Here is a 22,370-nt window from a genome sequence, read left to right on the forward strand (position 1 = left end):
CCCGAACCATTCGGTTCGGGGCGGACCTGTTTTAAGTCTGCAGGCAGCGTAGGTCTTTCAGCCGGCCAGCAGCTTCTCATAGCTGGCCAGTCGCACGCATGCTACGAGACCCTGGGCCGCGAGTTCGACCTCATCGAGTGTCGGCATCGTCGGGGCGATGCGGATGGTGTTGTTGTGCGGGTCGAGTCCGTACGGGTGAGTGGCTCCGGCCGGCGTCAGTTTCACACCCGCCTCCCCGGCGAGTTTGACCACTCGATCCGCGATGCCCTCCATCGTCGTCAGAGTGATGAAGTAGCCCCCGTCCGGTGAGGTCCACTGTGCCAGTTCATCTGATCCGAGGCCGTCTTCCAGCGCCGCAAGTACGGCGTCGAACTTCGGGGCGACGATTTCGGCATGCCTGCGCATATGCTCTTCGACCCCGGCGGGTTCGGAGAAGAACCGGACATGGCGCAGCTGGTTGATCTTGTCGGGGCCGATCGCGACCTTCCCGAGGTTCGCTCGCATCCAGTCGACCGTGGCCGGGCCGCCTGCGAAGAACGACACACCGGCACCGGCATGCGTGATCTTCGATGTCGAAGCGAAGATCCATGCTCGTTCGGGATTGCCTGCCTCGGCGCACAGAGAGAGGATGTCGAGATTGTCCGGATGGTCCTCACGCAGATGGTGCACCCCATAGGCGTTGTCCCACAGCAGAGCGAAATCGTCCGCCGCGGTCGGCATGGCCGCGAGCTCCCGTGCCCGCGCCTCGGTAATGGTGATTCCGGTCGGATTGGAATACATCGGCACCAACCACATGCCTTTGACCGCCGGGTCCTCGGCCAGACGCTGCGCCTCGGAGATGACCGGTCCCTCGTTGTCCATCGGGATGGTCAGAAGCTCGAATCCGAGGGATTCGGCCAGGGTGAAATGACGGTCGTAGCCGGGCACGGGGCACAGCAGTTTGTGCGGTCCCCGACCCCACGGGCGGTCGTCGACTGCTGTGCCGTGCATGAGCGCGAAGGTCAGGGCCTGGGCCATGAAGGTCAGCGACGCATTGCCTCCGGCCAGCAGCTGATTCGCCGGCACCTTGAGCAGCGGGGCGAAGATCTCACGCAGTTCGATGAGCCCGTCGAGCCCACCGTAGTTGCGAGCGTCGACACCACCTGGGGTGAACACGTCGTCACCGCTGACCGCGGTGAGCAGATCGGCGGCGAGGTCGAGCTGCTCGGGTGCGGGCTTGCCGCGGGTGATGTCGAGGTCGAGGCCGCGTGAGGCGAATTCCTCATAGGCAGCGGAGGCCTCATCCAGTCGGGACTGGAGATCGGACGGTGCGGACATGCTGACTCCTCAGGGCTGGGAACGGGCCGTTGACTCCATCCTATCGACTCGCTGGCTGACAACGACGCTAGAGTGGTCTGCAGCGGTCGCCAGGACGACCGACATAAGTTCGGTGAAAGGCAGGGGCAGATGGTGCGACCACGCGCGCAGGCCGCACACGGGCGCCGTTTCGGTGCTCAGGCCGGAGTCTATGACGAGGTGCGCCCCGGCTATCCGCAGACGGCTCTGGATCTGGCGCTGACCGGCTGGGACCGGAGTTGGTCCGATCTGCAGGTCTGCGACCTCGGTGCGGGCACCGGGATCCTCAGCCGTCGGCTGCTTGCCCTCGGCACCGATCTCATCGCCGTCGATCCCGACACGGCCGCGCTCGAGCGCAATCCTGCGCCCACCATGGTCGGCACGGCCGAGGCCACGGGCCTGGAAGCCGAGAGCTTCGACCTCGTCACGGTCGCACAGGCCTGGCATTGGTTCGACGAGTCGAGAGCCGCCGCCGAGGTGGCCCGCATCCTCCGTCCGGGAGGCCGACTGCTCATCCTCATCAACCAGCTCGATGTCCGTGTCGACTGGGTGCTGCGCCTGAGCCGGATCATGCACGCAGGAGACGTGTACCGGCCCCAGTACCGGCCTCAGCCCGGCAGCGGTCTGACTCTCAACGAGAACAGACTCGTCGAATTCGCAACGGAGGTCTCCGTCGATGGAATCGTCGACCTCGCTCGCACACGCTCCTATTGGCTGCGCTCGGACGAGAAGACCCGGAACAGAGTCGAATCGAATCTGCGCGAATATCTCCGTGTCGAACATCCGATCCCGGACAGGGCGGAGCTGCCGTACATGTGTCTGGCCTACCTCCTTCAGCGCCGCTGAATGCACGAAGCGGGCCCCACCCGCGTTCGGGTGGGGCCCGCGCTCACGGAGTCAGCTGCCGGCGCCGGGGGAGCGGGGTTCGTCCGCCGAGGACGATTCGACCACTTCGGGGGCGGTCTGTCCGGAAGCGTGCGAAACGGAGATCTTCCGCGGACGGGCCTCCTCGGCGACGGGGATCGTCAGTGTGAGGACGCCGTCGCTGTAGTCGGCGCGGATGCGATCCAGGGCCACCCGGTTGCCGAGCGTGAGCTGGCGGGCGTAGGTGCCGTTGGTGCGTTCCCTGGTCAGCCACTTCACGTCCTTGTCGGCGACCTCGGATTCGCGGCGGGCGCGGACCGTGAGCGTGCGGTCTTCGACGTCGACGTCGATGCTGCTCGGATCGACTCCGGGCATGTCGATGCGGGCGATGAAGACTTCGCCGTCACGGTAGAGGTCCATCGGCAGAGTGGTGGCATTCGGGGTGCGGGTGACCTCGGAGAAGAATCGGTCGAGGTCGCGGATGGGGTCGAAACGTGTAGCCATGTGCTTCCTTTCGTTCGGGTCCTACATTGAGTCAAACACACTCAACTTTGAATTGATTCCGAACTCATGAAATTCTCAGTCTGTGAGCCTGGTTCCCATACTCCTCGCCCTCCTTCCCGTCACGGTGCTCATCGCCTTCGGCCTGGTGCTGAAGAGACTGCCGGGTTTTCGGAGTCCCGAGTTCTGGTCGGGCGCGGAGAAGCTCGCGTACTACTGTCTGCTTCCGGTGCTGCTCTTCACCTCCGTCGCCGAGGTGGATGTGGCCCATGTCCCGCTCGTGCGGTTGGCGGCGGCGCTCGTCGTTCCCACCGCGGTCGTCTCCGTGGGCATCATTGTGACCCGTCGGGTCATCGCTCGTGATCTTCCCGCCTTCACCTCTGTTCTGCAGGGAGGCATCCGCTTCAACACCTATATCGGGCTGTCCTTGGCGGGCAGCCTGTTCGGCTCCGAGGGCAGCGCCGTTGCCGCGATCGTCGCAGCGATCCTCGTCCCCACGGTCAACGTCGTCTCGAGTCTCGGTTTCGAGTTCCTCCGCACCGGGCCGAGCTCGCTGTTCGCGCTGCTGAGGGCGATCGTGACGAATCCTCTCGTGCTCGGCTGCGTCGCCGGAGCAGCTGCCAACGTCAGCGGGCTGGGCCTGCCCGACGTGGCGTCCACGGTTCTCGATCCCCTGGCGTCGGCCTCGCTGCCCATCGGTCTGCTGTGCGTCGGTGCCGGCTTGCAGACATTCTCGCTGCGCTCCCATACCCGGGCCATCATCGCCTCCACGGCGATCAAGCTGCTTCTGCTGCCGGGCCTGTCGCTGGCAGCCCTGGCCCTCTTCGGCGTCCCGACGGTGCCTGCACTGGTCGGATTGGTCTTCCAGTCGATTGCGACGGCGAGCTCGGGCTACGTCATGGCGAGGCAGCTCGGGGGAGACGCGAAGCTCATGGCCGCACTCATCGCCGGACAGACCGTCATCATGCTCGTCACTCTGCCGGTCGTACTCCTCATCGGCCAGTCGGTGCTCGGCTGAGTACGGAGTCCGGTGCCGACGTCACAGGGGCCGACAGCACAGCGGCCGACCCCGCACTGGGATCGGCCGCTGAGTACTCGATTCGAGTCCACCCTCGACTCACGCGACTCGAGATGAGCGCTGAGCCTCAAGTGGTCGGTCTGCAGATATCACTCGCCGTCGGCGGTGATATCGGGGTGGCGTGAGCCGAGTTCGGAATCGATGCGCAGGACACCGGCACCGTCGGTGCCGACACGCTCGAGGCGACCGATGATCTCCGAGATGCTCGACTCCTCCTCGACCTGCTCGTCGATGAACCAGTGGAGCAGCGGCAGCACGTCGAGGTCGGCTTCGTCCTGGGCGGTGCGGTAGAGATTGCGGATGGATTCCGAGACCTTCTCCTCGTGCGCCAGAGCGGCCTTGAAGAAGTCGATCGGCTGCGAGCCGGAGACCTTCGGAGCGGCGATATCACCGATCTGAGGGGCGAATCCGCGGTCGAGGCAGTGCTGGGTGAACTTCGCGGCGTGCACCTGCTCTTCTTCGGACTGGGCGCGCATCCAGCGCGTCATTCCGGGCAGATCCTGATCGTCGAGCTGGATGGAGAGCTGGAGGTAGACCAACGAGGCTTCGAGTTCGAGGGTGACCTGCTCGTTGAGGACCTTCTGCATAGCGGGGCTCAGGTGCATCTGTTACTCCTTTGCTGTTCGAGGCGGATCCATTCCGCCTGCTTAGAGAATATCCTGACACCTTTTCTAGAACCGTTCCAGTGTGGAAAGGCTCGGCAAACTCTGCCCAGGTTTGCCATACCTGTCCCCGTCCGTCCCGCGCTGCGCCGACTCCGGCGCGACGTTCCGCTCAGAGCTCCGGCCGCCGACGGTGGTGACCGGTCGCCGATTCGAAGGCATGAGCGACTCGGAGCAGTTCGACGTCAGCGCCCGGTTTCGCCACGATCTGCACACCCACCGGCAGGCCGGAGGCCGAGAATCCTGCCGGCACCGAGATCGCGGGGCACCCGGTCGCCGAGATCAGGCACAGGGCCCGCATCCAATCGAGGTAGTTCTCCAACTGCACACCGTTGATCTGCGTCGGATATTCGATGTCGGCATCGAACGGCAGGACCTGGCAGGTAGTGAGCACGAGGACATCGTGTCCGGCGAAGTATCGGTCGATCTCACCGTGGAGGCGGGTGCGTGCGGATTCGGCCGCAACCACCTCGGCGCCGGTGAGATCGAGGCCCATGCGGATATTCCACCTGACCGATTCCTTGATGTGCTCCGGGTGCGCTTCATACAGCCCGCCCCAGGACCCGACGAAGTCGAGGGCACGGCGCACATTGAATACCTCATCGGCGTCCGTGAGATTCGGAATCTCCGCGTCCACCTGCGCGCCGAGACCGCTGAACACCTGAGCCGTGGAGGCGACGATGTCCTTCACCTCGGCCTCGACAGGCAGCAGTCCGTCCAGGTCGGGGCTGAATCCGACCCGAAGACCGGTGAGGTCGGGGGAGTGGTCGGCGGCACGAGCGAATTCCGGGAGGTCGAAGACTCTGCCCGATTCCAGGATCGATGCCGGCGCCGAGGGGTGCGGCCCTGAGGCCACCGACATCAGCAGTGCGACATCCGAGACCGTGCGTGCCATGAACCCGCTCTGCCCAAGCCACGCATAGGGGTTGCCCGGGGCAGTGTGCGGGATGCGGCCGTTGCTCGGTCGCAGCCCGACGACGTTGTTGAACGATGCGGGCGAACGCAGTGATCCGCCCATGTCCGATCCGTCCCCGGAGGCTTGGATCCCGGCCGCGAGCACCGCCCCCACTCCGCCGGAGGACCCCGATGCCGATTTCGTTCGGTCGTAGGGGTTCACCGTCGTGCCGAACACCTCGTTGAAGGTGTGCGAACCGGCGGCGAACTCGGGGACATTCGTCTTGCCCGTCGTCGTGATCCCGGCGGCTTTGAGTCGGGCGATGATGAGCGCATCCGATTCGGGAACCCGATCGGCCATGAGCGGCGATCCCCAAGTCGTGCGCATTCCCGCAGTGTCGTGAGTGTCCTTGTGCGTCATCGGCACCCCGTGCAGGGGCCCGAAGCTCTCACCGCGAGCGGTCGCTGAGTCCGCCGCCTCGGCCTGGGCGAACGCGGCCTCGTCGTCACGGGTGACGACGGCATTGAGGACGGGGTTGACTGCGTCGATGCGGTCGAGGTGGACCTGCAGTGCTTCACGGGCGGAGACCTCTTTGGCGGCGATCCGGGCGGCCAGTTCACGGGTCGACCACCACAGCATCTCCTCACTCATGCGCGGTCCTTTCCGACCTTGCTCAGCACTGCAGAAAGGGCGGCTCTGATGCCGGTCTCGAGCGTGGTCTCAACATCGTCGGGGGCGAAATACGGGGAGTGGTTCCCGGGCGGAGTCTGCCCGTCGGCGAACTTCGCGGGGGAGTAGCCGCCGAAGAACCAGTAGACGTACGGCACACCGATGTCATCTCCGAACGCTCCGACATCCTCGCTGCCGGTGGCAGGCTCGGTCAGGTGGACCTGCTCGGCACCGAGCTCGGCTCCGACGTGAGTGAGGAACGACTCGGTTTCGTCGGGGTCGTTGAAGCAGCGCGGGAACCGATACATCTCCTCGATCTCCGGTTCCGGGGCGCCGGAAGCCTGCGCCTCGGCGAGAATGATGCGGCGGACCCGGTCGAGGACGACTGCGCGGACCTCCTCGGTGAAGGTGCGGATATTGAGTTTGAACTCGGCGGAGTCCGGGATGATGTTCTCCTTGAGCCCGCCGTGGAAGGTGCCGACGGTGACGACGGACATGTCGCGGCCGGAGATCTCACGGGACACGACCGACTGGAGCCGGGTGATCATATAGGCGCCGAGGACGATCGGGTCGATCGCATTCTCCGGTTGGGATCCGTGCGCCTGTTTGCCCTTGACGGTCACACGCAGGCAGTCGGACATCGCCATGGCGGTGCCGCTGCTGACGTAGAGGTGCCCCGCTGCTCCGGGCCACACGTGCTGGCCGAAGATGACCTCGGGACGCACGATGTGATCCCACAGTCCGTCGTCGAGCATTGCGCGCGCACCTTGGCCGGTCTCCTCACCGGGTTGGAAGATCATGACGACGGTCCCCGACCACAGATCCCTGTGCGTGACGAGGTGCTTGGCGAGGTAGAGCCCGACGGTGATGTGCGTGTCGTGGCCGCAGCCGTGCATGACCTTCGTGGTCTCCCCGTCGGGCAGAGTGCCCTCTGCGGCGGAGGCGTAGTCGAGTCCGGTGTCCTCGCTGATCGGCAGGCCGTCGATGTCGGCGCGGTAGCCGATGACGGGCCCGTCGCCGTTGTCGATCACGGCGACGACGCCGGTTCCGCCGAAGGTGCGGGTGGTCAGTCCGAGGGCGTGGAGGCGGGAGGCGATCTCGGCGGCGGTGTTCGTCTCCTGCATCGACAGCTCGGGAGTGCGGTGGAAGTGTTTGTAGTCGGCAATCGTCTGGTCGAGATCGGCGCTGATCGACGCGCGGAGAGCGGGCTTGAGCGACATGATGTCCTTTCGGCAGTGGTGTGGTGCCATCTTGGCAGGAATTCTCGAATGCGGGGGTCAGTCTCGGAGACTGAGCGACAGGGGCATGGTGTCGTCAGTTGATGCCGACGGTATCGGTGCCGTCGCCGCCCGACCTCTTGTCCGTGACCGATTTGTTGCGGGTGAACCAGGTGATGAGGATGGTCAGGAACACGACGATCGCGACGTCGCCGGGCGCGAGCACGGGAACCAGTCGGACGAGGACGAGGATGACCAGAGCCGCCATACCGAGGGCGATGAGCGTCGACTTGAGCTGCTTGAGGGACGCGATGAGCTGGACGGTGACACCGCCGAGGATGGCCGGGAGGATGTAGAGCTTCGCGACGAGGGTGGCCGACTCGGGGATGAGGGTGACGAGCCACGTGCCGAGGATGCCGACGAAGATGACCATCGAGGTGACGTGGATGATCGCCGCCCCGCAGATGGCCATCGTCGCCGCATATTCGCCCTTGCGGGTGCCGGGCTTCGCCCCGATCGCGTCCTGAGCGACGATGGCCGAGGGCAGCAGCTTGTTCGAGACGTTGCCGATCATGAAGGCCTGGTACATTCCGGCGGGTCCGAGGATCGGGAAGTAGGTGAGAGGTTCGACGATGTAGAAGACGCCGTAGACGGCGAACACGGCGAGGAACCCCGTGAGGATCTCACCGAAGTCGATGTTCGCGTCTGCGACGAAGATCAGATAGAACGGCACCGAGGTGGCGATGAGGAATCCGATGAACAGCGTGATCGAGCCCCACCGGCTGGTGGTGCGCTCGAACGCCGCGTGCGAGGGTGATGTGATGATCGATGACATGTTCTCTCCTCAGGCTTCGGGCAGTCCGAGACCGGCATAGTGGGCGAAATACGCGGCGACGAGGCCGATGAGCAGGGAGAATCCCAGTCCCCATTCCTTCAGCCAGTTCTGTTTGAGTGTCTTGGCCAGCAGCAGGCAGATGCTCATCACGACTGCCGAGACGATGACGGCGATGACGTGCGCCGGCGATTTCGGCAGCTCACGGAAGGTCAGGGCCGCGAAGGCCGCGAGCAGTGCCGCGCCCGGGATGATCGACATGAGCGCCGGATTGACCTTCTCGAGTTTGTGGGAGCTGCGCTTGAAGATCGGGGTGAGGATGAGAGTGGAGATCATCCAGCCGGCTCCCGAGAGGCTCATCGCCATGAGAGCCACGATGAAGACCCCGCGGGTGAAGGTCTCATCACCGAGGTTGGCGCCCATGGTGCCTGCAGCCAGCGACGCAGAGGCCACCTCGGTGGCGGCGGAGCCGATGAGCCCGACCCTGACGATGACCGGGGGAGTGCCGAAGAGCGGCAGCAGGGCGATGGCGACGAGGACCACCGACAGTGACGGTCCGATTGCGGCGACACCACCGGCGCGGAAGGCCGACCTGACCTCCTGTTGGCTCATTCCCGCCGACTCGGCGTTCTTCTTCACGGCGGTCATGTAGATGAGCGATTGGACGACGACGACAGCCATCACCGCCAACGCGAGTATCCAGAGAATCGGTGCATTTGCGAGGCCGATGTAGTCGGCCGAACCGCTGGCCACTGTCATGGTCAGCTCCTCACTTCATTGTCGAGCAGCAGGGGCCCGAATGGCAGGTCACATTGGTATACCATCACGCGGGACGCAGGGACAACATATACTGACCGAACGGTCAGGGCCACCGTTTGGCCGGAAGATCTCGTTGTCCGAGACGCTGCGGCGAGTCCGTGCTTCCGATCTGAATCGAACGAGCGGTGCCGGAGAGTGGACGAATGCCGAGCTCATCAATCACCTGATCGGCGGGGGAGTCCGCTACACGCTGCTGCTGGGGCAGGCGAGCACTGCGAAGGTCGAAGCCACCAGGGGAGTCGATCACCTCGGCAATGACAGGCTCGAATCATTCTGGGCTCACGAGACAGCATTCAGAACGCTCGCTGAGGAGTGCGTTCTGCAGGTGCCGGTCGCACATCGGATCGGGAGCATTCCCGGCGCGCAGCTGGTGCAGATGCGCATCCTCGAGCTAGCCCTCCATGCCGCGGATCTCTCACGCGGCACCGGTCACGATTGGCCGGTCGACGAGAGCCTGGCCGCGTTCATCGCGGAGGAACTCGGCGATCTCATCATCGCCCTCGGTGCCGAGGGCGGATACAGGCCGCCGCGCCCGCTCGACAAGGGCGCCTCGGCCGCTCAGCGGGTGCTGCTGCTGTCGGGTTGGTGACCGGTTCAAACCCGTCACCGGATGGAGACGGGATGGCTCAGCGCTTCTTCGGTGAGATGTACATGGTGATGCGTGCCGTGACGAATGCGGTGCCCTCAGCGTCGATGACGTCGACGGGGACGACCATGTCGAACTTCTCGTCGCCGAATTCAGGGATCGCCTCAAGGCGGGTGACGGCCGTGATCTCTCCCTTGCTGGCCTTGGCGTTGTACTCCACGGTCATTCCCGCAGGGATCCAGCGGTGTGTGGGCGGCACGGTCGCTTCGGTCATGACACCGGCGGCGACCTCGGCCATATTGCACGATGCGATCGCATGATAGGTGCCGATGTGGTTGTGCATTCCGCGACGATTCGGTGCAGTGACGCGGCACAGCCCCGGGCGCAGCTCTCTGATCTGCGGTCGCACGGTGCGGAAATAGGGTGCCTTGAAGGAGATGGCCTGAGAGAACAGCCAGGAGCCCACGCGACCGCCCAGCGGCATCTCCTGCATCTTCTTCCAGAGCTTGAAGGTGGGTGCCGAGTCGGCGATCTGCGCGGCTGTAGTGTCTGCGTTCATGGGTGCACCTCTGCTGTGAGCTGAGTTACTGTTCAGTACAGACTAGCATTCGCCCCATTCGGCCCGCGCTCTTCATAGTCGCGGTGAGATAGATCGTGTTGGCGCGCAACAGGGGAGTAGGCGAGCACCGGCACTGTGCCGCCATGTCCAGACTCATAGCGATGCTCGACCTCACCGAACCCGATGATGCGCGAAGCCCACACCACAGGCACTTCGCCGGAGATCCCTGCGAAGATCTCGCACAGGCGATCGGCCTCGGCGCGCCTGGGACCGCGGGCACGGTCGAGAACCTCGCCAACGCCTTCACCGGTCGGTCACATCGCCGGCTGCCTCGTCGCCATTCCGCCTCCTCGTGTCGGACTGACGGATCCCAACGCGAACCGTCGAATTCAACTGTATCCGGGCACCCCGGGGAGCGGCTCCATGTCTGTACTTAACATAATGTATATTATCGGCGTTATATCCAGAGCCGGATCACCGACAGAAAATGCCCGTGAGCGACGCGTGGGTCACTCAGGGGCATTTTCTGATCACGATCACAGCGCACGTGTTCGCGCCTGCAGATCGTTGATCGTCAGATCATTGCGCGGGATCAGCTGCCGACGATGACATTTCCGCCGAGTCCGACCTTGCCGCTGTCGCTCGAACCGCCGTCGTCGCCGGACCCGTCGCCGTCATCGGCGGCACCGTTGGACTTCGTCAGTCCGGCCTTCTCGCCGCAGACCGGCCATGCGCCCGGACCCTGTTCCTCGAGCACCTTCTGAGCGATGTGGATCTGCCACTCCTTGCTGTGCTCGTCCGCAGTGCCCGAACCGCCGAAGGCATTCCAGGTCTGCTTGGAGAACTGCAGTCCGCCGTAGTATCCGTTTCCGGTGTTGATGTGCCAGTCACCGCCGGATTCGCATTCGGCGACCTTGTCCCAGACGCCCTTCTCAGATGCCTGTGCCGGCTGCGTTGCGCTCATTCCGGTCAGCCCGGCGGCTGCGACAGCGCCGGCGCCGACGAGCAGGGCGGCCTTGCGGAGGCTTGTGCTGTAGAGGTTCACTGTGTCTTCTCCAAAGTACGACTGCATTTCGGCTCTGTAACCCGGTCGTTACCAAGCCGTTATACACCGTAACGAATCAACTGCCGCATTTGAACCCGAGACCGTGAAATCAGCATCCGAATCGCCTCCGCGCTCTCTGAGCGAAGTGTGAAAAGCAGCGGCTCCCCCGGTCAGGCCGGTCAGGCATTCACATATGCGGCCAGATGTTCGGCGGTCAGCGAACCGTTCGTCTTCTCTCCTGCGACCAGGTCGGCTGGGCTGCCTTCGAACACGATGGAACCTCCGTCGTGTCCGGCACCGGGTCCGAGGTCGATGATGTGATCGGCATGAGCCATCACGGCCTGGTGGTGTTCGATGACGATGACGGTCCGACCTGAGTCGACAAGTCCGTCGAGCAGACGCAGCAGGTTCTCGACATCTGCCAGGTGCAGTCCGGTCGTCGGTTCATCGAGGATGATCACCTGCGCCGCCTCGGCGACCTTCGCCGACAAGTGCACCGCCAGTTTCAGTCTCTGACGCTCTCCCCCGGACAGCGTCGTCAGCGGCTGGCCGAGACTGACATAGCCGAGTCGCACCTCGGCGAGGATCTTCAGAATCTTCACGACCGCCGGAATGCGCGACTCCCCCGCACCGAAATGCGCGATAGCCGAATCCACCGGCAGGTCGAGGACCTCACGGATATTCAGTCCGCCCAAGGTGAATTCGAGCACCTCGGCTTGGAACCCCTTGCCCTCACACTCGTCGCACGGTGCCGACACACCGCCCATGAGCGCCATATCCGAATAGATGATCCCGGCGCCGTTGCACACCGGGCACGCGCCTTCGGAATTCGCGCTGAACAGGGCGGGTCTGACCCCATTGGCCTTCGCGAACGCCTTCCGGATGGGCTCGAGCATCCCCGTATACGTGGCCGGGTTGCTGCGCCGGGATCCCTTGATCGGCGCCTGATCGATCATCACGACTCCATCGCGCCCCCGCAGGGACCCTTCGATGAGGCTGCTCTTGCCCGAACCGGCGACTCCGGTGACGACGGTGAGCACGCCGAGGGGCACATCGACATCGACGTCGCGCAGATTGTGCGATCCGGCACCCCGGATCTCCAGTGCCCCCGCCGACTCCCGCACCGTGTCCTTGAGTGCGGTATCCGAGGTGGCGACCGGTGAGAGTATCCGATTCCCGGAGACCGTCGACGGTGCCGGTGAAGGTGACCTCTCCCCCGGTGCTGCCCGCGCCGGGACCGAGGTCGACGATGTGGTCGGCGATGAGGATCGTCTCGGGCTTGTGTTCGACGACGAGGACCGTGTTGCCTTTGTCCCGCAGCGCCAGCAGCAGGTCGTTCATCGCTCGGATGTCGTGCGGATGCAGGCCGATCGTCGGTTCGTCGAAGACATAGGTGACGTCCGTGAGCGACGAGCCCAGGTGGCGGACCAGTTTGATCCGCTGCGCCTCTCCCCCGGACAGCGATCCCGCCGATCGGTCCAGGGACAGATATCCGAGGCCGATGTCGTTGAAGGCGCGCACGTCCGCACGCAGTGACTTCAGCAGCGCCGAGGCGGCCCCCGGCGTGATCTGATCGAGCCATTTCGTGATGTCCGAGATCTGCAGGGCACACACATCGGCGATGGACCGACCGGCGATCAGGGAGGACCGCGCGGCCGCATTGAGACGAGTGCCCTCGCAGTCGGGACAGGTGGTGAAGACGACGGCCCGGTTCACGAATTCCCGGATGTGCTTCTGCATCGAGTCACGATCCTTGGACAGGAACGACCGTTGGATCCGCGGGATCAGCCCGTCGAAGGTGATGTTCGTGCCGTTGATCCTGACCTTCTCGCCTTCGGCGTAGAGAAGGTAGTGTCGCTCCTTCTCATCGAAGTCGGCGATGGGTTTGTCCGGGTCGAAGTAGCCGGATTCGGAGAACATGCGCACGGACCAACCGCCGGGTTTGTACCCGGGGACCGTGATGGCTCCGTCGTTCAAGGATTTCGACTCATCGACCACCTCGGCGATGGAGATGTCCGTCGCGGTGCCCATTCCCTCGCATTGCGGGCACATTCCGCCGTTGACGGAGAAGGACCTGCGTTCGACCTGCTCGCCCTCGCCCTTGTCGATACTCACCGCGCCTTTCCCGCTCAGCGTGGCCACGTTGAAGGAGTAGGCGTTGGTCGACCCGAGGTTCGGTTCTGCCAGACGAGCGAAGAGGGTGCGCAGCTTCGCATTGATGTCCGAGACCGTACCCACGGTGGATCGCGGGTTCGCTCCGATCCGCTCCTGATCGACGAGGATGGCCGTCGTCAGTCCTTCGAGGACATCGACTTCGGGTCGGGCCATCGCAGGCATGAAGCCTTGGACGAACGCGGAATAGGTCTCATTGATCATCCGCTGGGACTCGGCGGCGATGGTGTGGAAGACCAGCGAACTCTTGCCGGAACCGGAAACGCCGGTGAAGACCGTCAGGCGACGTTTGGGGATCTCGACGCTTAAGTTCTTGAGATTGTTCTCCCGGGCTCCGCTGACGCGGATGAGGTCATGGCTGTCTGCGGTGTGCACAGGTCTCAGCCTCTCTGCTGGATGCGGATCATGTTTCCGGCGGGATCCCGCAGGGCACAGTCGCGCAGACCATAGGGCTGGTCCATCGGTTCCTGCACGATATCGCCACCCTTGGCCTCCACCTCGGCGAAGGCCTCATCGACGTTCGGGCTCGCCAGCACGATCGCGGCATAGCTGCCCTTGGCGATGAGACCTTCGATGCTCTCCCGTTCGGTGTCGCTGATCGTCGGGTCGGTCACGGGCGGGGTGAGCACGATCGATGTGTCGGGCTGGCCGACCGGTCCCACCGTCAGCCAGCGCATGCGTCCGGCACCGACGTCGAGGCGCAGCTCGAAGCCGAGGATGTCACGGTAGAAGGTCAGGGATTCGTCCGCATCGATGTGCGGCAGGAAGCTGGCGTTGATCGAGATGTCCATGTCAGCAATCGTAGACTGCTCAGTCAGGTGGGACTTCTCGATTCCTGACCGGTCGCAGGGCATTCTTCACCACGATCGTCGGAAGCCGGTGCTCGCCTGCGGCGACACCGTCGCGGTAGCGCGTCGGTGAGAGTCCGACGAGTTCACTGAAGCGGGTGCTGAAGGTGCCCAGGGAGGAGAAGCCGACGGTGAAGCAGATCTCGGTGATCGTGAGATCACCGCGACGGATGAGGGCCATGGCGCGTTCGATCCTGCGCGTCATGAGATACGAATACGGCGATTCGCCGAAGGCCGCTCTGAACTGACGGCTGAGGTGCCCGGCGGACATGTGCACGCCTGCGGCCAGGGCCTCCACACTCAAGGGCTGGTCGAACTCGCGGTCGATGCGGTCCCGGACTCGGCGCAGAGCCACCAGTTGCTCATTCACCCCTCGTCGACTCCCTGTTTCAGGGTGCGTCCGCGGAAGAAGTCGGGATGGCGGAGAGATTGGATGATCATGATGACCACGCCCAGGGCCAGCACTCCGATGCCGAGGACGAAGACGAGTCCGATGCCGAAGACGGACGACCCCGATCCGTAGTCGGGATCGAGGGAGTCGATCGCGGTGGTGACGAAGATGACCAGCAGGGTCACTCCGCCGATGAGCGGGAACAGGAACCGGAAGAAGAACGTGCGGGTCGAGGCGAACAGGCTGCGGCGGAAATACCAGATGCAGGCCAGACCCGTGATGCCGTAGTAGAAGCAGACCATGAGTCCCAGAGCGGTGATCGTGTCCCACAGGGCGTTCTCCGACAGCAGACGCATGACGACGTAGAAGATGATCGCCGCTCCCGCCGAGGTGACGGTGGCCACGGACGGCGATTTGTACCGCGGGGAGACGCGGCCGTACTTCTCCGGCAGCGCTCCGTAGTGGCCCATCGCCAGGATCGTCCGAGAGGGCGAGACCATCGTCGCCTGCAGCGACGACAGAGACGAGGAGAGCACCGCAATGGATACGAGAACCGCGAAGGGACCCATGACAGGGCCGGCGAGTGAGGCGAAGATCGATTCCTGGTTGTCCGGATTGCCTGCCCCGAGCCCCTCGGTGCCGATGCCGGCGAACGAGATGACCGCGATCGTGCAGGCGATGTAGATGATGACGATCGCGATGATCGTGAGCATGGCGGCCCGGCCCGGGGTCTTCTCCGGATCCTTCGCCTCCTCGTTCATCGTGATCACCGTGTCCCAGCCCCAGAAGAGGAAGATCGACAGTGACACCGCTGCCGCGACGGTGGAGAAGTCGCCGGCCGACAGCGGGTTGAACCAATCGAGTGAGACCGGGGTCGGGTCGAAGGCGGTGCCGTTCGCCACCTGCACAATCGCGGCGATGACGAACCATCCCAGCGCCAGGACTTGGAAGGCGACCAGCCACACCTGCAGCTTCTCCGTGGCTTCGACTCCCCGATACGACACCCAGGCTGCGGCGGCGGTGAGAATGATCGTGACGGGGATGTTGATCCACAGAACCCGTGTGAGTTCGGCGATGGACGGATCGGAGAACACCTGCGACAGGAGGAGGAAGAGGAAGTCGACGGCCACGGCCGCGAGATTGGACAGCACGAGGACGGTGGCAGCGACGAGTCCCCAGCCGCCCATCCATCCGAGCCAGGGCCCGAATGCTCTGGTCGCCCAGGTGAAGGTGGTTCCCGAGTCCGGCATCGCCGTGTTCAGTTCCCGGTAGCCGAAGACGACCAGGAGCATCGGCACGAAGCCGATGAGCAGCACGGCCGGGGTGTGCACCCCGACTTCGGAGATCGTCGGGCCCAATCCGGAGGTCAGCGTATAGGCCGGGGCGATGCAGGAGATGCCGATGACGGCTCCCCCGATGGCTCCGATCTTGCCGGCGGAGAGTCCCTTGGCGCTCAGTCCGCTCGTGTTCGTCGACGGTGACGGCTGTGTGCTGCTCATGGTCAGGAGATCTCGCCGAGGATCCTCTCGGCGGTGGCGGTGCCGATGCGCACGGCTCCGTCGACGTGCTGGTAGCCTTCGGCGGCGATATCGGAGCTGGCGAAGTGGATCGGTCCGACCGGGTCGTTCTGGAACGGCCCCCACCGGTGCAGACCGCCGAGGTCGTAGCTGGTCGCATAAGCACCGCGGGTCCATTCCTCCGCACCGAAGTCGGAGAGGTAGAACACGCGCGGGTCGAGAGCCTTCGGGCCGAGGAATTCGGCCAGCGCCTCGAGGATCGTCGCCCGGCGGGTCTCCTCGTCCAGGGCCCACATGGCGTCGGCGTTGACATCGGAGATGAACCCGACGAGGGTGCCCTGCTCTTCGCCGTGGTTCGTGTTGTCGTAGACCTCCTGCACGAGACGGAAGGCACCGAACCCGGTTCCGCACAGTCCGTCCTCGCGCCAGAACGGAGTGTCGTAGGTGGCATGGACCTTGATGACGAGCCCCATGGACTGGTGTTGGTGGAAGATCTGCTGGAGCCGCGGCAGAGGTGGGTCGTAGCTGATCCGCGAGTAGAGGTTCGGCGGAACGGCGACGATCGCCTGGTCTGCGCTGACGCTCAGATCGTCGGTCGAGACGTGGACTCCGGTCTCCGACCATTCGATCCGGCGGACCGGCTGCTGCAAGCGCACGATGTCCCCGCCGAGTTGCTCGGCCATCTGCACGGAGACCGACTGCATTCCGCCGACGACGCGACGATCGAGGATGAAATGATCGTCGACGAGGTTCGAGAATGATCCCGCCGAGGCGGCCATGAGGATGGCCTGGAGCGTTGAGAAGGTGGTGGCGGGCTTGGTCAGCATGCCGCCGGCGACGAACAGTCCGATGTTCTCGCAGGCGAGTTCGTCCTCGGACTGCTCTCGCAGCCAGTGGTGGAAGGAGATCGAGTCGAGTTCGGCAGCGTCCTCGGCATCCCAGGGGGTCTTCGGTCCGATTCGGGCGGCGAGCTCGTCGAGGAGGCCGATGAGACGTTCCATCTCGGCCTGGGTCGACTCCCCCACGGGGAACATCTCGCCCGAGTAGACGGTGCGGGCTCCGTCGGGTGCGATGTAGACGCTGTCGCCGTCGCGGTAGCGGGGGTAGGTCTCTTTGCCGAGTTCGTCGAGGAGAGCCAGCAGCGCGGTCTGATCTGGAGAGACCCACTGTCCGCCGAGTTCGAACATCTGCCCGTCGATGTGTTCGGTCCAGGTACGTCCGCCCACACGATCACGAGCTTCGAGGACGATGACGCTGCGTCCGGACTTCCGCAGCCGACGGGCCGCGCTCAGGCCCGATGGACCTGCTCCGATGATGACGACGACACGAGCTACTTCGGACACGTGGAACTCCTCGACAGACTGTGTGATGGTGGCTTCAGGTTAGCTACCCCACAGTCGAAAACCAAGGTCGAAGAGACGAATACGAATTTCGCAGCGACAGAGCAATCCGTAGCCCTAGGCTCGAATCAGCGACTGATTACCTTTGCCAATAGGGTCGAAAAGTTCGAAACTCGCATTTGCGTCGCTGAACCTGCGGATTCCGTAATCAGCGGCTGCCGCAGACGGCGTCACTGCACTTCGTACTTGCCGTTGATCTGTCCGGCGCCGACGCCGCCGACTGCCTCCATGGCGGCCTTCGACAGGTCGAAGCAGCGGCTGCCGTGGTAGGGACCGCGATCATTGACGCGCACGGTCACGGACTTGCCATTGGCGGCGTTCGTGATCTTCACCTTGGAGCCGAACGGCAGAGTCTTGTGGGCGGCGGTGAGCTTATTGGCATCGAAGATCTCGCCGTTGGCAGTCTGCCTGCCGTCGAATCCGTCACCGCCGCCGTAGTAGGACATCGGGCAGCTGCCCGATACGCCGGTCGACTTCCCGGAATTCGACGGTCCGTCGTTCTCGTCCGCGGCTCCGCCGGACGATCCCTAGTCGCCAGAGGATTCTCCGCCGCCGGACGTCTCTCCGCCACCGGGCGATCCTTCGTCCTTCGTCTCGGCAGTCTTCGACGGCTTGGGGCTCGGCGTCTCGATATGAGTGTCGATCGTGACCTCTGCCGGCTTCTCCTTGGCCTGTTTCTTCGCTTTGGCGAGGAATTCGTCGGTGGCCTGCGTCGGCTCGGAGACGGCGACGGCCGGCGCTTCGGCCACGACCTGGCCGCTCGTGGAAGAGTCGTTGGGAACCATTGCGAGGCTCGAGGCGACGACGGCTGCCGTTGCGGCGGTCGGCACGATGAACGCGGAGAGCACCGGGCGGGTGCGGACCGCTGCCAGCACTCCCCCGGCGGTGTTCTGCCGGTCGGCGGGTGCGTGGCGTCCGGTCTTCTTCTTCGCTGACAGCGCGGAGAAGATCGAGCCGGTCTTCTTGGTGTTCGGAGCTGAGTGTCTGCCCACAGTCGTGTTCCTCGTCATCGTCACAGAGTGTCTCGGCAACTCGGAGATGCAGGGGGAAGACCTCTCGCAGCCGTGCGCTTGAGGATTGGCTCCAAGTTATCTGATCGTTATCTCCACAGATTCTAGTTAAGGAACTGTTACAAAAGCAATGTGGCACACCGTTTCGGTGTGCCACATTGCTGAGACTCTGTTCACGGGCAGCGTCGGCCCACTGCCGATTCGCTGATCCGTCGAGCCGGTTCGCGGACGGAACCGATCAGGGACGACGAGGTTTGCGCGTCACCAGTTTCCGGACACCGTCGGCTCCGGTCGTCACGGTCTCCTGTGCTCGGTCGAAGGCCCGTTCGACCTTGCCGCTGCGCACAGCGTCATCGATGGCGTGCGAAATACTTCCCAATGCGCGGTTGACGCCGTTCTCGCCGACTTCGATGAGGCGAGAGGTCGATGTCGCTTCACGCACATTCCTCACACCGGTGCTCGCTGCACTGTACGCGCGTCCGGCGACCCGGCGTGCGCGTTCGGTCGGAGTCTTCGCGGTTGCGTCGATGACATCGTCGGGTTCGAGGGGTTCGCGGTGTGAGCTCATGACTCCATCCTTGAACAGCGCCTCGGTGAAATCAACACCCTGACTAAGATTGGAGTATGAATTCCCAGCGGGAGGTCATCGCAGACCCAGAGATCATCGCGCACCGAGGCGGACTGTGGCCCGGGATGAGCGAAAACACCCTCGAGGCATTCGCCGCGGCCGCCGCTGCCGGGGTGCGGTGGATGGAGACCGACGTCCACGCCTCCGCGGACGGCATCCTCTTCGCCGCTCATGACGCCGACCTCAACCGCATCGCCGGGATGTCCAGTTCCATCTGCGAACTCCCTGCTGACGAACTCGACGAGGTCGACCTACTCGCAGGCGGCCGACTCCCTCGTCTCGAGGCTCTGTTGGCCGCGCTGCCCGAGGTGCAGTGGAATATCGATGTCAAGGCCGCTCACAGCATCGGTCCGATGATCCGGTTGGTGCATAATCTCCATGCCGCTGACAGGATCCGCCTCGCGTCCTTCGACTCGGGAACCCTGCGACGGCTGCGCACCGCCCTGCCTGGGGTGCGCACGTCGACAGGCACGACAGAGACAGCGTTGTTCGCCCTCGGTCGACTGCCGGGTCTCCCCGATCACGGGGCCGCTGCCCTGCCTCCGGGAGTCGACGCGCTGCAAGTGCCGGCGTCGTTCAAGAAGATTCCCGTGGTCACTGCCGATTTCGTCGCCCGAGCTCACCGGACGGGCCTGCTCGTTCATGTCTGGACGATCAATGATGCGCCGACGATGCAGTCGCTGCTCGACCTCGGAGTCGACGGAATCGTCACCGATGATGTCGAACTCGGCCTCGAGGTTCTGGCGCATCGGCGGGGTTGACTGCCCCCTTCCTCCCCGTCGATTCGCGCGTGCCGCCCCGGGGCTGTCGGCGAGGAATATCCGGGCACGGTAGACTGTTGCATTGCGTCCAAGGTGTGCAGTCGAGTCGGAAGGTCTTAGATATGAGCGAACGCAGTCTCCGCGGAACACAGTTGGGCTCGCGCAGCCTCGAAACCGAAGAGGGCGTCGAGCCGGCACCCCGCCAGATGGTCGAATTCGAATGCGAAGACGGGACCCGTTTCAAGGTGCCGTTCTCGATCGAAGCCGAAGTCCCTTCGACCTGGGATTCCGGAATGCACGGCATCGGCGTCCGCGTCGGAGTCAACGAGCCCGACGGCGATCCCGTCAAGCATGTGCGTTCCCACTGGGACATGCTTCTGGAACGCCGGTCTTTCGACGAACTCCAGGTGCTCCTCGACGAACGCCTCGCGATCCGTCGCGGTGAGGTACCGGCCCAAAGCTGAACCAGCCGCAACAGGGAGCCATAAGGGGTGCAGGTCAACGGACCTGCACCCCTTCTTACTACCTGACGGCGGCCTAGCAACCTCGCGCGAGGTTGCTAGGCCGCCGTCAGGTAGTAATTGAGGGGGTTAGGGGGTGCGGGTGAGGAGACGACGCAGCTGATTGCGACGGCGAGTCAGGCCCCAACCGGCGACCTTCGTGAACGCTTCGGTGATGATCGAGCCGCTCATCTTCGATTCGCCGAGCTCGCGTTCGACGAAGACGATGGGCACCTCGGCGACCCGGAACCCGGCCTCGACGGTGCGGTAGGTCATGTCGATCTGGAAGCAGTATCCCTGCGACTGGACGTCGGAGAGATCGAGCGCCTCGAGCACGGGACGTCTGTAGGCACGGAATCCTGCCGTTGCGTCCTTGACTCCCAATCCCATGACCGCGTTGACATAGACGTTCGCCCCGCGGGAGAGGAAGAACCGGGATCTGGGCCAGTCGACGATCTCTCCGCCCGGAACCCACCGGGATCCGATGATGAGGTCTCCTCGCCCCTCCGCGGCAGCGTCGAGCAGCTGCCCCAGGTCGAGGGAACGGTGCGAGCCGTCGGCGTCGAACTCGCAGATGATCTCGTAGTCGCGTTCCAGCGCCCATTGGAATCCGGCGATATAGGCCATGCCGAGTCCGGACTTCTCGGTGCGGTGGAGGACGTTGATCCGGGGATCTGCCGCAGCCTGCTCATCGGCCCACTCCCCCGTTCCGTCCGGGGAGCTGTCATCGACGATGAGAACGTCGATATCAGGCTGCTGATCGAACAGTCCGGCCAGAGTCGCGGGGAGGGCGAGACGTTCGTTGAAGGTGGGGATGACGACAAGAATCTTGGAAAGCACGCACTCCACGATACGCGGTCGTCGCCTCAGACAATGAGTCGACACCCCCGCCTTCGGACCACGCTGCCGTGGCAGCGAGTTATCTATTGACGGGAGTGCCGACTCCATCCCGCATCAAGCGGAATGCTCACGTCGAATCTAGTGGCCCATCGAGACTTCGCAAAATCGCCGTGACCTGGGCTGATACCTGAAACCGCAGGTCACAGGCCCAACCGGAAGAACGAAAATTTCGAGTTATCGGCGTGTCGGCTGGACACGCCTGACCCGGCTGAGGCGTCAGCGGGCCCTCCCGCATCTGCAGGTCCGGATCAGAGTTCCACCCGGGTGGGCAGAGCCACGTCCGGAGACAGCTCGGGCAGTCCCGGAGTCCCGGACCGCGGATCGGTGCTCCAGGCGGCGACGCGCGGGTCGGCGACCTGGACGACGAGACGGTCGACCTTCCACCGCACGATATCGGCATCGGCTCCGGGCGCGAGCACTCCCCCTTCCGGGTGTCCGGCCGCGCGATGAGCGAAGCGGGTCGCCGCGTTGAACGCAGCGCGGGCACCGATGCCCCCGTCGCCGACGACGGCGCTGCGCACTCCTGCCCAGGGTGAGGTCTCGGAATGGCTGAAGGACACCTGTGCCCCGGCCGAGAGCAGCTGAGCCAGGGGCTGCGGCTGCGCGGGGTCGAGCGTGATGGCGATTCCGCTGCGGCCGAGGGACTGCACCTGCTCGTCCGAAACGGCGAAATCCAACCGCAGACGGTAACCGTGACGCTGGGCATGAGCGGCATCGGCACGCAGGACCTCGAGCACGGCGGTGAGCTGGTCGTTCGAATCGACGAGGATGAACAGGCTCAGCGCCGGAAGATCCTCGAGCGTGAGGAGATCGGCCGCGGAGATCGAAGCACGTCCGGCTTCGACGGAACCGGAGCCCAGCTGCGGGTAGTCGACGATCGACAGACCGTCCGGGGCGTCGGCAGCGAACTGCGCAATCTGCTCGGCGCTGCCGATCGCGTGCACATGCGTGAACCCCTGCGCGAACAGATCGGCCGCCGTCGGGACTGATTCGTCGACGATCAGACCGGCGTGAACGAATCCGGGTGTGAGGAAGTCCTCACCGAGGTCGATCGCCTCCGGGTCCAGGGCCTTGGCCGCTTCATCGGAACCGATGAACGAGACCTTTCCGTCCGCATGCCCCAGTGCCGTCGCGAAAGGGTCGGCACTGCTGTAAACATCTCCACCAAAGTACATAGTCAC

23 protein-coding genes and 1 pseudogene are annotated in these 22,370 nt (G+C 64.3%); 5 read left to right on the forward strand and 19 right to left on the reverse strand.

All coding sequences use genetic code 11. The features are described from left to right. Nucleotides 1–57: 57 nt before the first annotated feature. Nucleotides 58–1,317 (reverse strand): aspartate aminotransferase type Ic, encoded by a 1,260-nt coding sequence (locus CXR29_RS08765; RefSeq protein ID WP_101555216.1) that lies wholly within the window; start codon nucleotides 1,315–1,317, stop codon nucleotides 58–60. Nucleotides 1,318–1,446: 129 nt separating this feature from the next. On the opposite strand from CXR29_RS08765, the gene CXR29_RS08770 reads away from it, so the two are divergent. Beyond that, complete coding sequence (locus tag CXR29_RS08770; protein WP_025778337.1) at nucleotides 1,447–2,181, forward strand: class I SAM-dependent methyltransferase; 735 nt, start codon at nucleotides 1,447–1,449, stop codon at nucleotides 2,179–2,181. A gap of 51 nt (nucleotides 2,182–2,232) precedes the next feature. On the opposite strand, the gene CXR29_RS08775 is transcribed toward CXR29_RS08770, so the two are convergent. Next, nucleotides 2,233–2,703, reverse strand: coding sequence for an Hsp20/alpha crystallin family protein (locus tag CXR29_RS08775; RefSeq protein WP_025778338.1), 471 nt, complete (start codon nucleotides 2,701–2,703; stop codon nucleotides 2,233–2,235). An 82-nt stretch (nucleotides 2,704–2,785) separates the two neighbouring features. Between CXR29_RS08775 and CXR29_RS08780 the strand changes: the two genes are divergently transcribed. Beyond that, nucleotides 2,786–3,718, forward strand: coding sequence for an AEC family transporter (locus tag CXR29_RS08780; protein WP_025778339.1), 933 nt, complete (start codon nucleotides 2,786–2,788; stop codon nucleotides 3,716–3,718). A 149-nt stretch (nucleotides 3,719–3,867) separates the two neighbouring features. On the opposite strand, the gene CXR29_RS08785 is transcribed toward CXR29_RS08780, so the two are convergent. The 5 genes from CXR29_RS08785 to CXR29_RS08805 all read right to left on the reverse strand — a co-directional run bounded on the left by CXR29_RS08785 (nucleotide 3,868) and on the right by CXR29_RS08805 (nucleotide 8,812). Next, nucleotides 3,868–4,383, reverse strand: a complete 516-nt coding sequence (locus CXR29_RS08785) for a ferritin (protein ID WP_025778340.1) — start codon at nucleotides 4,381–4,383, stop codon at nucleotides 3,868–3,870. Nucleotides 4,384–4,552: 169 nt separating this feature from the next. Next, complete coding sequence (locus CXR29_RS08790; RefSeq protein WP_025778341.1) at nucleotides 4,553–5,986, reverse strand: amidase; 1,434 nt, start codon at nucleotides 5,984–5,986, stop codon at nucleotides 4,553–4,555. Further along, a complete protein-coding gene (locus CXR29_RS08795) occupies nucleotides 5,983–7,224 on the reverse strand; it encodes an amidohydrolase (protein ID WP_127364340.1) in 1,242 nt (413 codons plus the stop codon). Before CXR29_RS08795 ends, CXR29_RS08790 begins: the two co-directional genes overlap by 4 nt. A gap of 94 nt (nucleotides 7,225–7,318) precedes the next feature. After that, nucleotides 7,319–8,056, reverse strand: coding sequence for a hypothetical protein (locus CXR29_RS08800; protein WP_101555213.1), 738 nt, complete (start codon nucleotides 8,054–8,056; stop codon nucleotides 7,319–7,321). Nucleotides 8,057–8,065: 9 nt separating this feature from the next. Beyond that, the gene (locus tag CXR29_RS08805; RefSeq protein ID WP_025778344.1) at nucleotides 8,066–8,812 is read right to left on the reverse strand and encodes a DUF5058 family protein; all 747 of its coding nucleotides are present in this window, start codon (nucleotides 8,810–8,812) and stop codon (nucleotides 8,066–8,068) included. Between the two features lie 133 nt (nucleotides 8,813–8,945). On the opposite strand from CXR29_RS08805, the gene CXR29_RS08810 reads away from it, so the two are divergent. Then, complete coding sequence (locus CXR29_RS08810) at nucleotides 8,946–9,461, forward strand: DinB family protein (RefSeq protein WP_127364341.1); 516 nt, start codon at nucleotides 8,946–8,948, stop codon at nucleotides 9,459–9,461. A 37-nt stretch (nucleotides 9,462–9,498) separates the two neighbouring features. Here CXR29_RS08810 and CXR29_RS08815 read toward each other — a convergent pair whose 3' ends face one another. From CXR29_RS08815 to CXR29_RS08860, 10 genes and pseudogenes are all read right to left on the reverse strand, one after another. Beyond that, nucleotides 9,499–10,017 (reverse strand): hotdog fold domain-containing protein, encoded by a 519-nt coding sequence (locus tag CXR29_RS08815; protein ID WP_101555211.1) that lies wholly within the window; start codon nucleotides 10,015–10,017, stop codon nucleotides 9,499–9,501. A 592-nt stretch (nucleotides 10,018–10,609) separates the two neighbouring features. Next, nucleotides 10,610–11,062 (reverse strand): transglycosylase family protein, encoded by a 453-nt coding sequence (locus tag CXR29_RS08820; RefSeq protein WP_276608158.1) that lies wholly within the window; start codon nucleotides 11,060–11,062, stop codon nucleotides 10,610–10,612. 179 nt (nucleotides 11,063–11,241) lie between these two features. Beyond that, nucleotides 11,242–13,618, reverse strand: a pseudogene (locus CXR29_RS08825) (ATP-binding cassette domain-containing protein). After that, on the reverse strand, nucleotides 13,615–14,025 hold the full coding sequence (locus tag CXR29_RS08830; protein WP_127364342.1) for a VOC family protein: 411 nt from the start codon (nucleotides 14,023–14,025) through the stop codon (nucleotides 13,615–13,617). The pseudogene CXR29_RS08825 and the gene CXR29_RS08830 overlap by 4 nt, the downstream one beginning before the upstream one ends. Before the next feature lie 19 nt (nucleotides 14,026–14,044). Then, a complete protein-coding gene (locus CXR29_RS08835; RefSeq protein ID WP_101555208.1) occupies nucleotides 14,045–14,452 on the reverse strand; it encodes a helix-turn-helix transcriptional regulator in 408 nt (135 codons plus the stop codon). Then, nucleotides 14,449–15,972: an APC family permease gene (locus CXR29_RS08840; protein WP_101555207.1), complete on the reverse strand. Its 1,524-nt coding sequence runs from the start codon at nucleotides 15,970–15,972 to the stop codon at nucleotides 14,449–14,451. Before CXR29_RS08840 ends, CXR29_RS08835 begins: the two co-directional genes overlap by 4 nt. Before the next feature lie 2 nt (nucleotides 15,973–15,974). Next, on the reverse strand, nucleotides 15,975–17,360 hold the full coding sequence (locus CXR29_RS08845; RefSeq protein WP_338142544.1) for a flavin monoamine oxidase family protein: 1,386 nt from the start codon (nucleotides 17,358–17,360) through the stop codon (nucleotides 15,975–15,977). A 200-nt stretch (nucleotides 17,361–17,560) separates the two neighbouring features. Further along, entirely contained in the window at nucleotides 17,561–17,836 is a 276-nt protein-coding gene (locus tag CXR29_RS17655; RefSeq protein WP_127364344.1) for a septal ring lytic transglycosylase RlpA family protein, read from the reverse strand. A gap of 81 nt (nucleotides 17,837–17,917) precedes the next feature. Beyond that, on the reverse strand, nucleotides 17,918–18,400 hold the full coding sequence (locus CXR29_RS17660) for a hypothetical protein (protein ID WP_127364345.1): 483 nt from the start codon (nucleotides 18,398–18,400) through the stop codon (nucleotides 17,918–17,920). A gap of 238 nt (nucleotides 18,401–18,638) precedes the next feature. Continuing rightward, complete coding sequence (locus CXR29_RS08860; RefSeq protein ID WP_025778353.1) at nucleotides 18,639–18,968, reverse strand: hypothetical protein; 330 nt, start codon at nucleotides 18,966–18,968, stop codon at nucleotides 18,639–18,641. A 56-nt stretch (nucleotides 18,969–19,024) separates the two neighbouring features. Between CXR29_RS08860 and CXR29_RS08865 the strand changes: the two genes are divergently transcribed. Both CXR29_RS08865 and CXR29_RS08870 read left to right on the forward strand, forming a co-directional pair. Continuing rightward, nucleotides 19,025–19,789 (forward strand): glycerophosphodiester phosphodiesterase family protein, encoded by a 765-nt coding sequence (locus CXR29_RS08865; protein WP_127364346.1) that lies wholly within the window; start codon nucleotides 19,025–19,027, stop codon nucleotides 19,787–19,789. A 122-nt stretch (nucleotides 19,790–19,911) separates the two neighbouring features. Continuing rightward, nucleotides 19,912–20,253 (forward strand): RNA polymerase-binding protein RbpA, encoded by a 342-nt coding sequence (locus CXR29_RS08870; protein ID WP_025778355.1) that lies wholly within the window; start codon nucleotides 19,912–19,914, stop codon nucleotides 20,251–20,253. A gap of 126 nt (nucleotides 20,254–20,379) precedes the next feature. Here CXR29_RS08870 and CXR29_RS08875 read toward each other — a convergent pair whose 3' ends face one another. Both CXR29_RS08875 and CXR29_RS08880 read right to left on the reverse strand, forming a co-directional pair. After that, a complete protein-coding gene (locus CXR29_RS08875; protein ID WP_241241387.1) occupies nucleotides 20,380–21,129 on the reverse strand; it encodes a polyprenol monophosphomannose synthase in 750 nt (249 codons plus the stop codon). 308 nt (nucleotides 21,130–21,437) lie between these two features. After that, the gene (locus tag CXR29_RS08880) at nucleotides 21,438–22,364 is read right to left on the reverse strand and encodes an amidohydrolase family protein (RefSeq protein ID WP_101555202.1); all 927 of its coding nucleotides are present in this window, start codon (nucleotides 22,362–22,364) and stop codon (nucleotides 21,438–21,440) included. Nucleotides 22,365–22,370: the final 6 nt, after the last annotated feature.

The organism is Brevibacterium linens (assembly GCF_003999335.1).
Classification (GTDB): domain Bacteria; phylum Actinomycetota; class Actinomycetes; order Actinomycetales; family Brevibacteriaceae; genus Brevibacterium; species Brevibacterium linens.

Coding starts and splice junctions, on each gene's coding strand:
- CXR29_RS08770 (WP_025778337.1), top strand. CDS start 1,447: ATGGTGCGACCACGCGCGCAGGCCGCACACGGGCGCCGTTTCGGTGCT.
- CXR29_RS08805 (WP_025778344.1), bottom strand. CDS start 8,812: ATGACAGTGGCCAGCGGTTCGGCCGACTACATCGGCCTCGCAAATGCA.
- CXR29_RS08795 (WP_127364340.1), bottom strand. CDS start 7,224: ATGTCGCTCAAGCCCGCTCTCCGCGCGTCGATCAGCGCCGATCTCGAC.
- CXR29_RS08765 (WP_101555216.1), bottom strand. CDS start 1,317: ATGTCCGCACCGTCCGATCTCCAGTCCCGACTGGATGAGGCCTCCGCT.
- CXR29_RS08880 (WP_101555202.1), bottom strand. CDS start 22,364: ATGTACTTTGGTGGAGATGTTTACAGCAGTGCCGACCCTTTCGCGACG.
- CXR29_RS17655 (WP_127364344.1), bottom strand. CDS start 17,836: ATGTCCTACTACGGCGGCGGTGACGGATTCGACGGCAGGCAGACTGCC.
- CXR29_RS08800 (WP_101555213.1), bottom strand. CDS start 8,056: ATGTCATCGATCATCACATCACCCTCGCACGCGGCGTTCGAGCGCACC.
- CXR29_RS08870 (WP_025778355.1), top strand. CDS start 19,912: ATGAGCGAACGCAGTCTCCGCGGAACACAGTTGGGCTCGCGCAGCCTC.
- CXR29_RS17660 (WP_127364345.1), bottom strand. CDS start 18,400: ATGACGAGGAACACGACTGTGGGCAGACACTCAGCTCCGAACACCAAG.
- CXR29_RS08775 (WP_025778338.1), bottom strand. CDS start 2,703: ATGGCTACACGTTTCGACCCCATCCGCGACCTCGACCGATTCTTCTCC.
- CXR29_RS08860 (WP_025778353.1), bottom strand. CDS start 18,968: ATGAGCTCACACCGCGAACCCCTCGAACCCGACGATGTCATCGACGCA.
- CXR29_RS08790 (WP_025778341.1), bottom strand. CDS start 5,986: ATGAGTGAGGAGATGCTGTGGTGGTCGACCCGTGAACTGGCCGCCCGG.
- CXR29_RS08865 (WP_127364346.1), top strand. CDS start 19,025: ATGAATTCCCAGCGGGAGGTCATCGCAGACCCAGAGATCATCGCGCAC.
- CXR29_RS08840 (WP_101555207.1), bottom strand. CDS start 15,972: ATGAGCAGCACACAGCCGTCACCGTCGACGAACACGAGCGGACTGAGC.
- CXR29_RS08785 (WP_025778340.1), bottom strand. CDS start 4,383: ATGCACCTGAGCCCCGCTATGCAGAAGGTCCTCAACGAGCAGGTCACC.
- CXR29_RS08830 (WP_127364342.1), bottom strand. CDS start 14,025: ATGGACATCTCGATCAACGCCAGCTTCCTGCCGCACATCGATGCGGAC.
- CXR29_RS08815 (WP_101555211.1), bottom strand. CDS start 10,017: ATGAACGCAGACACTACAGCCGCGCAGATCGCCGACTCGGCACCCACC.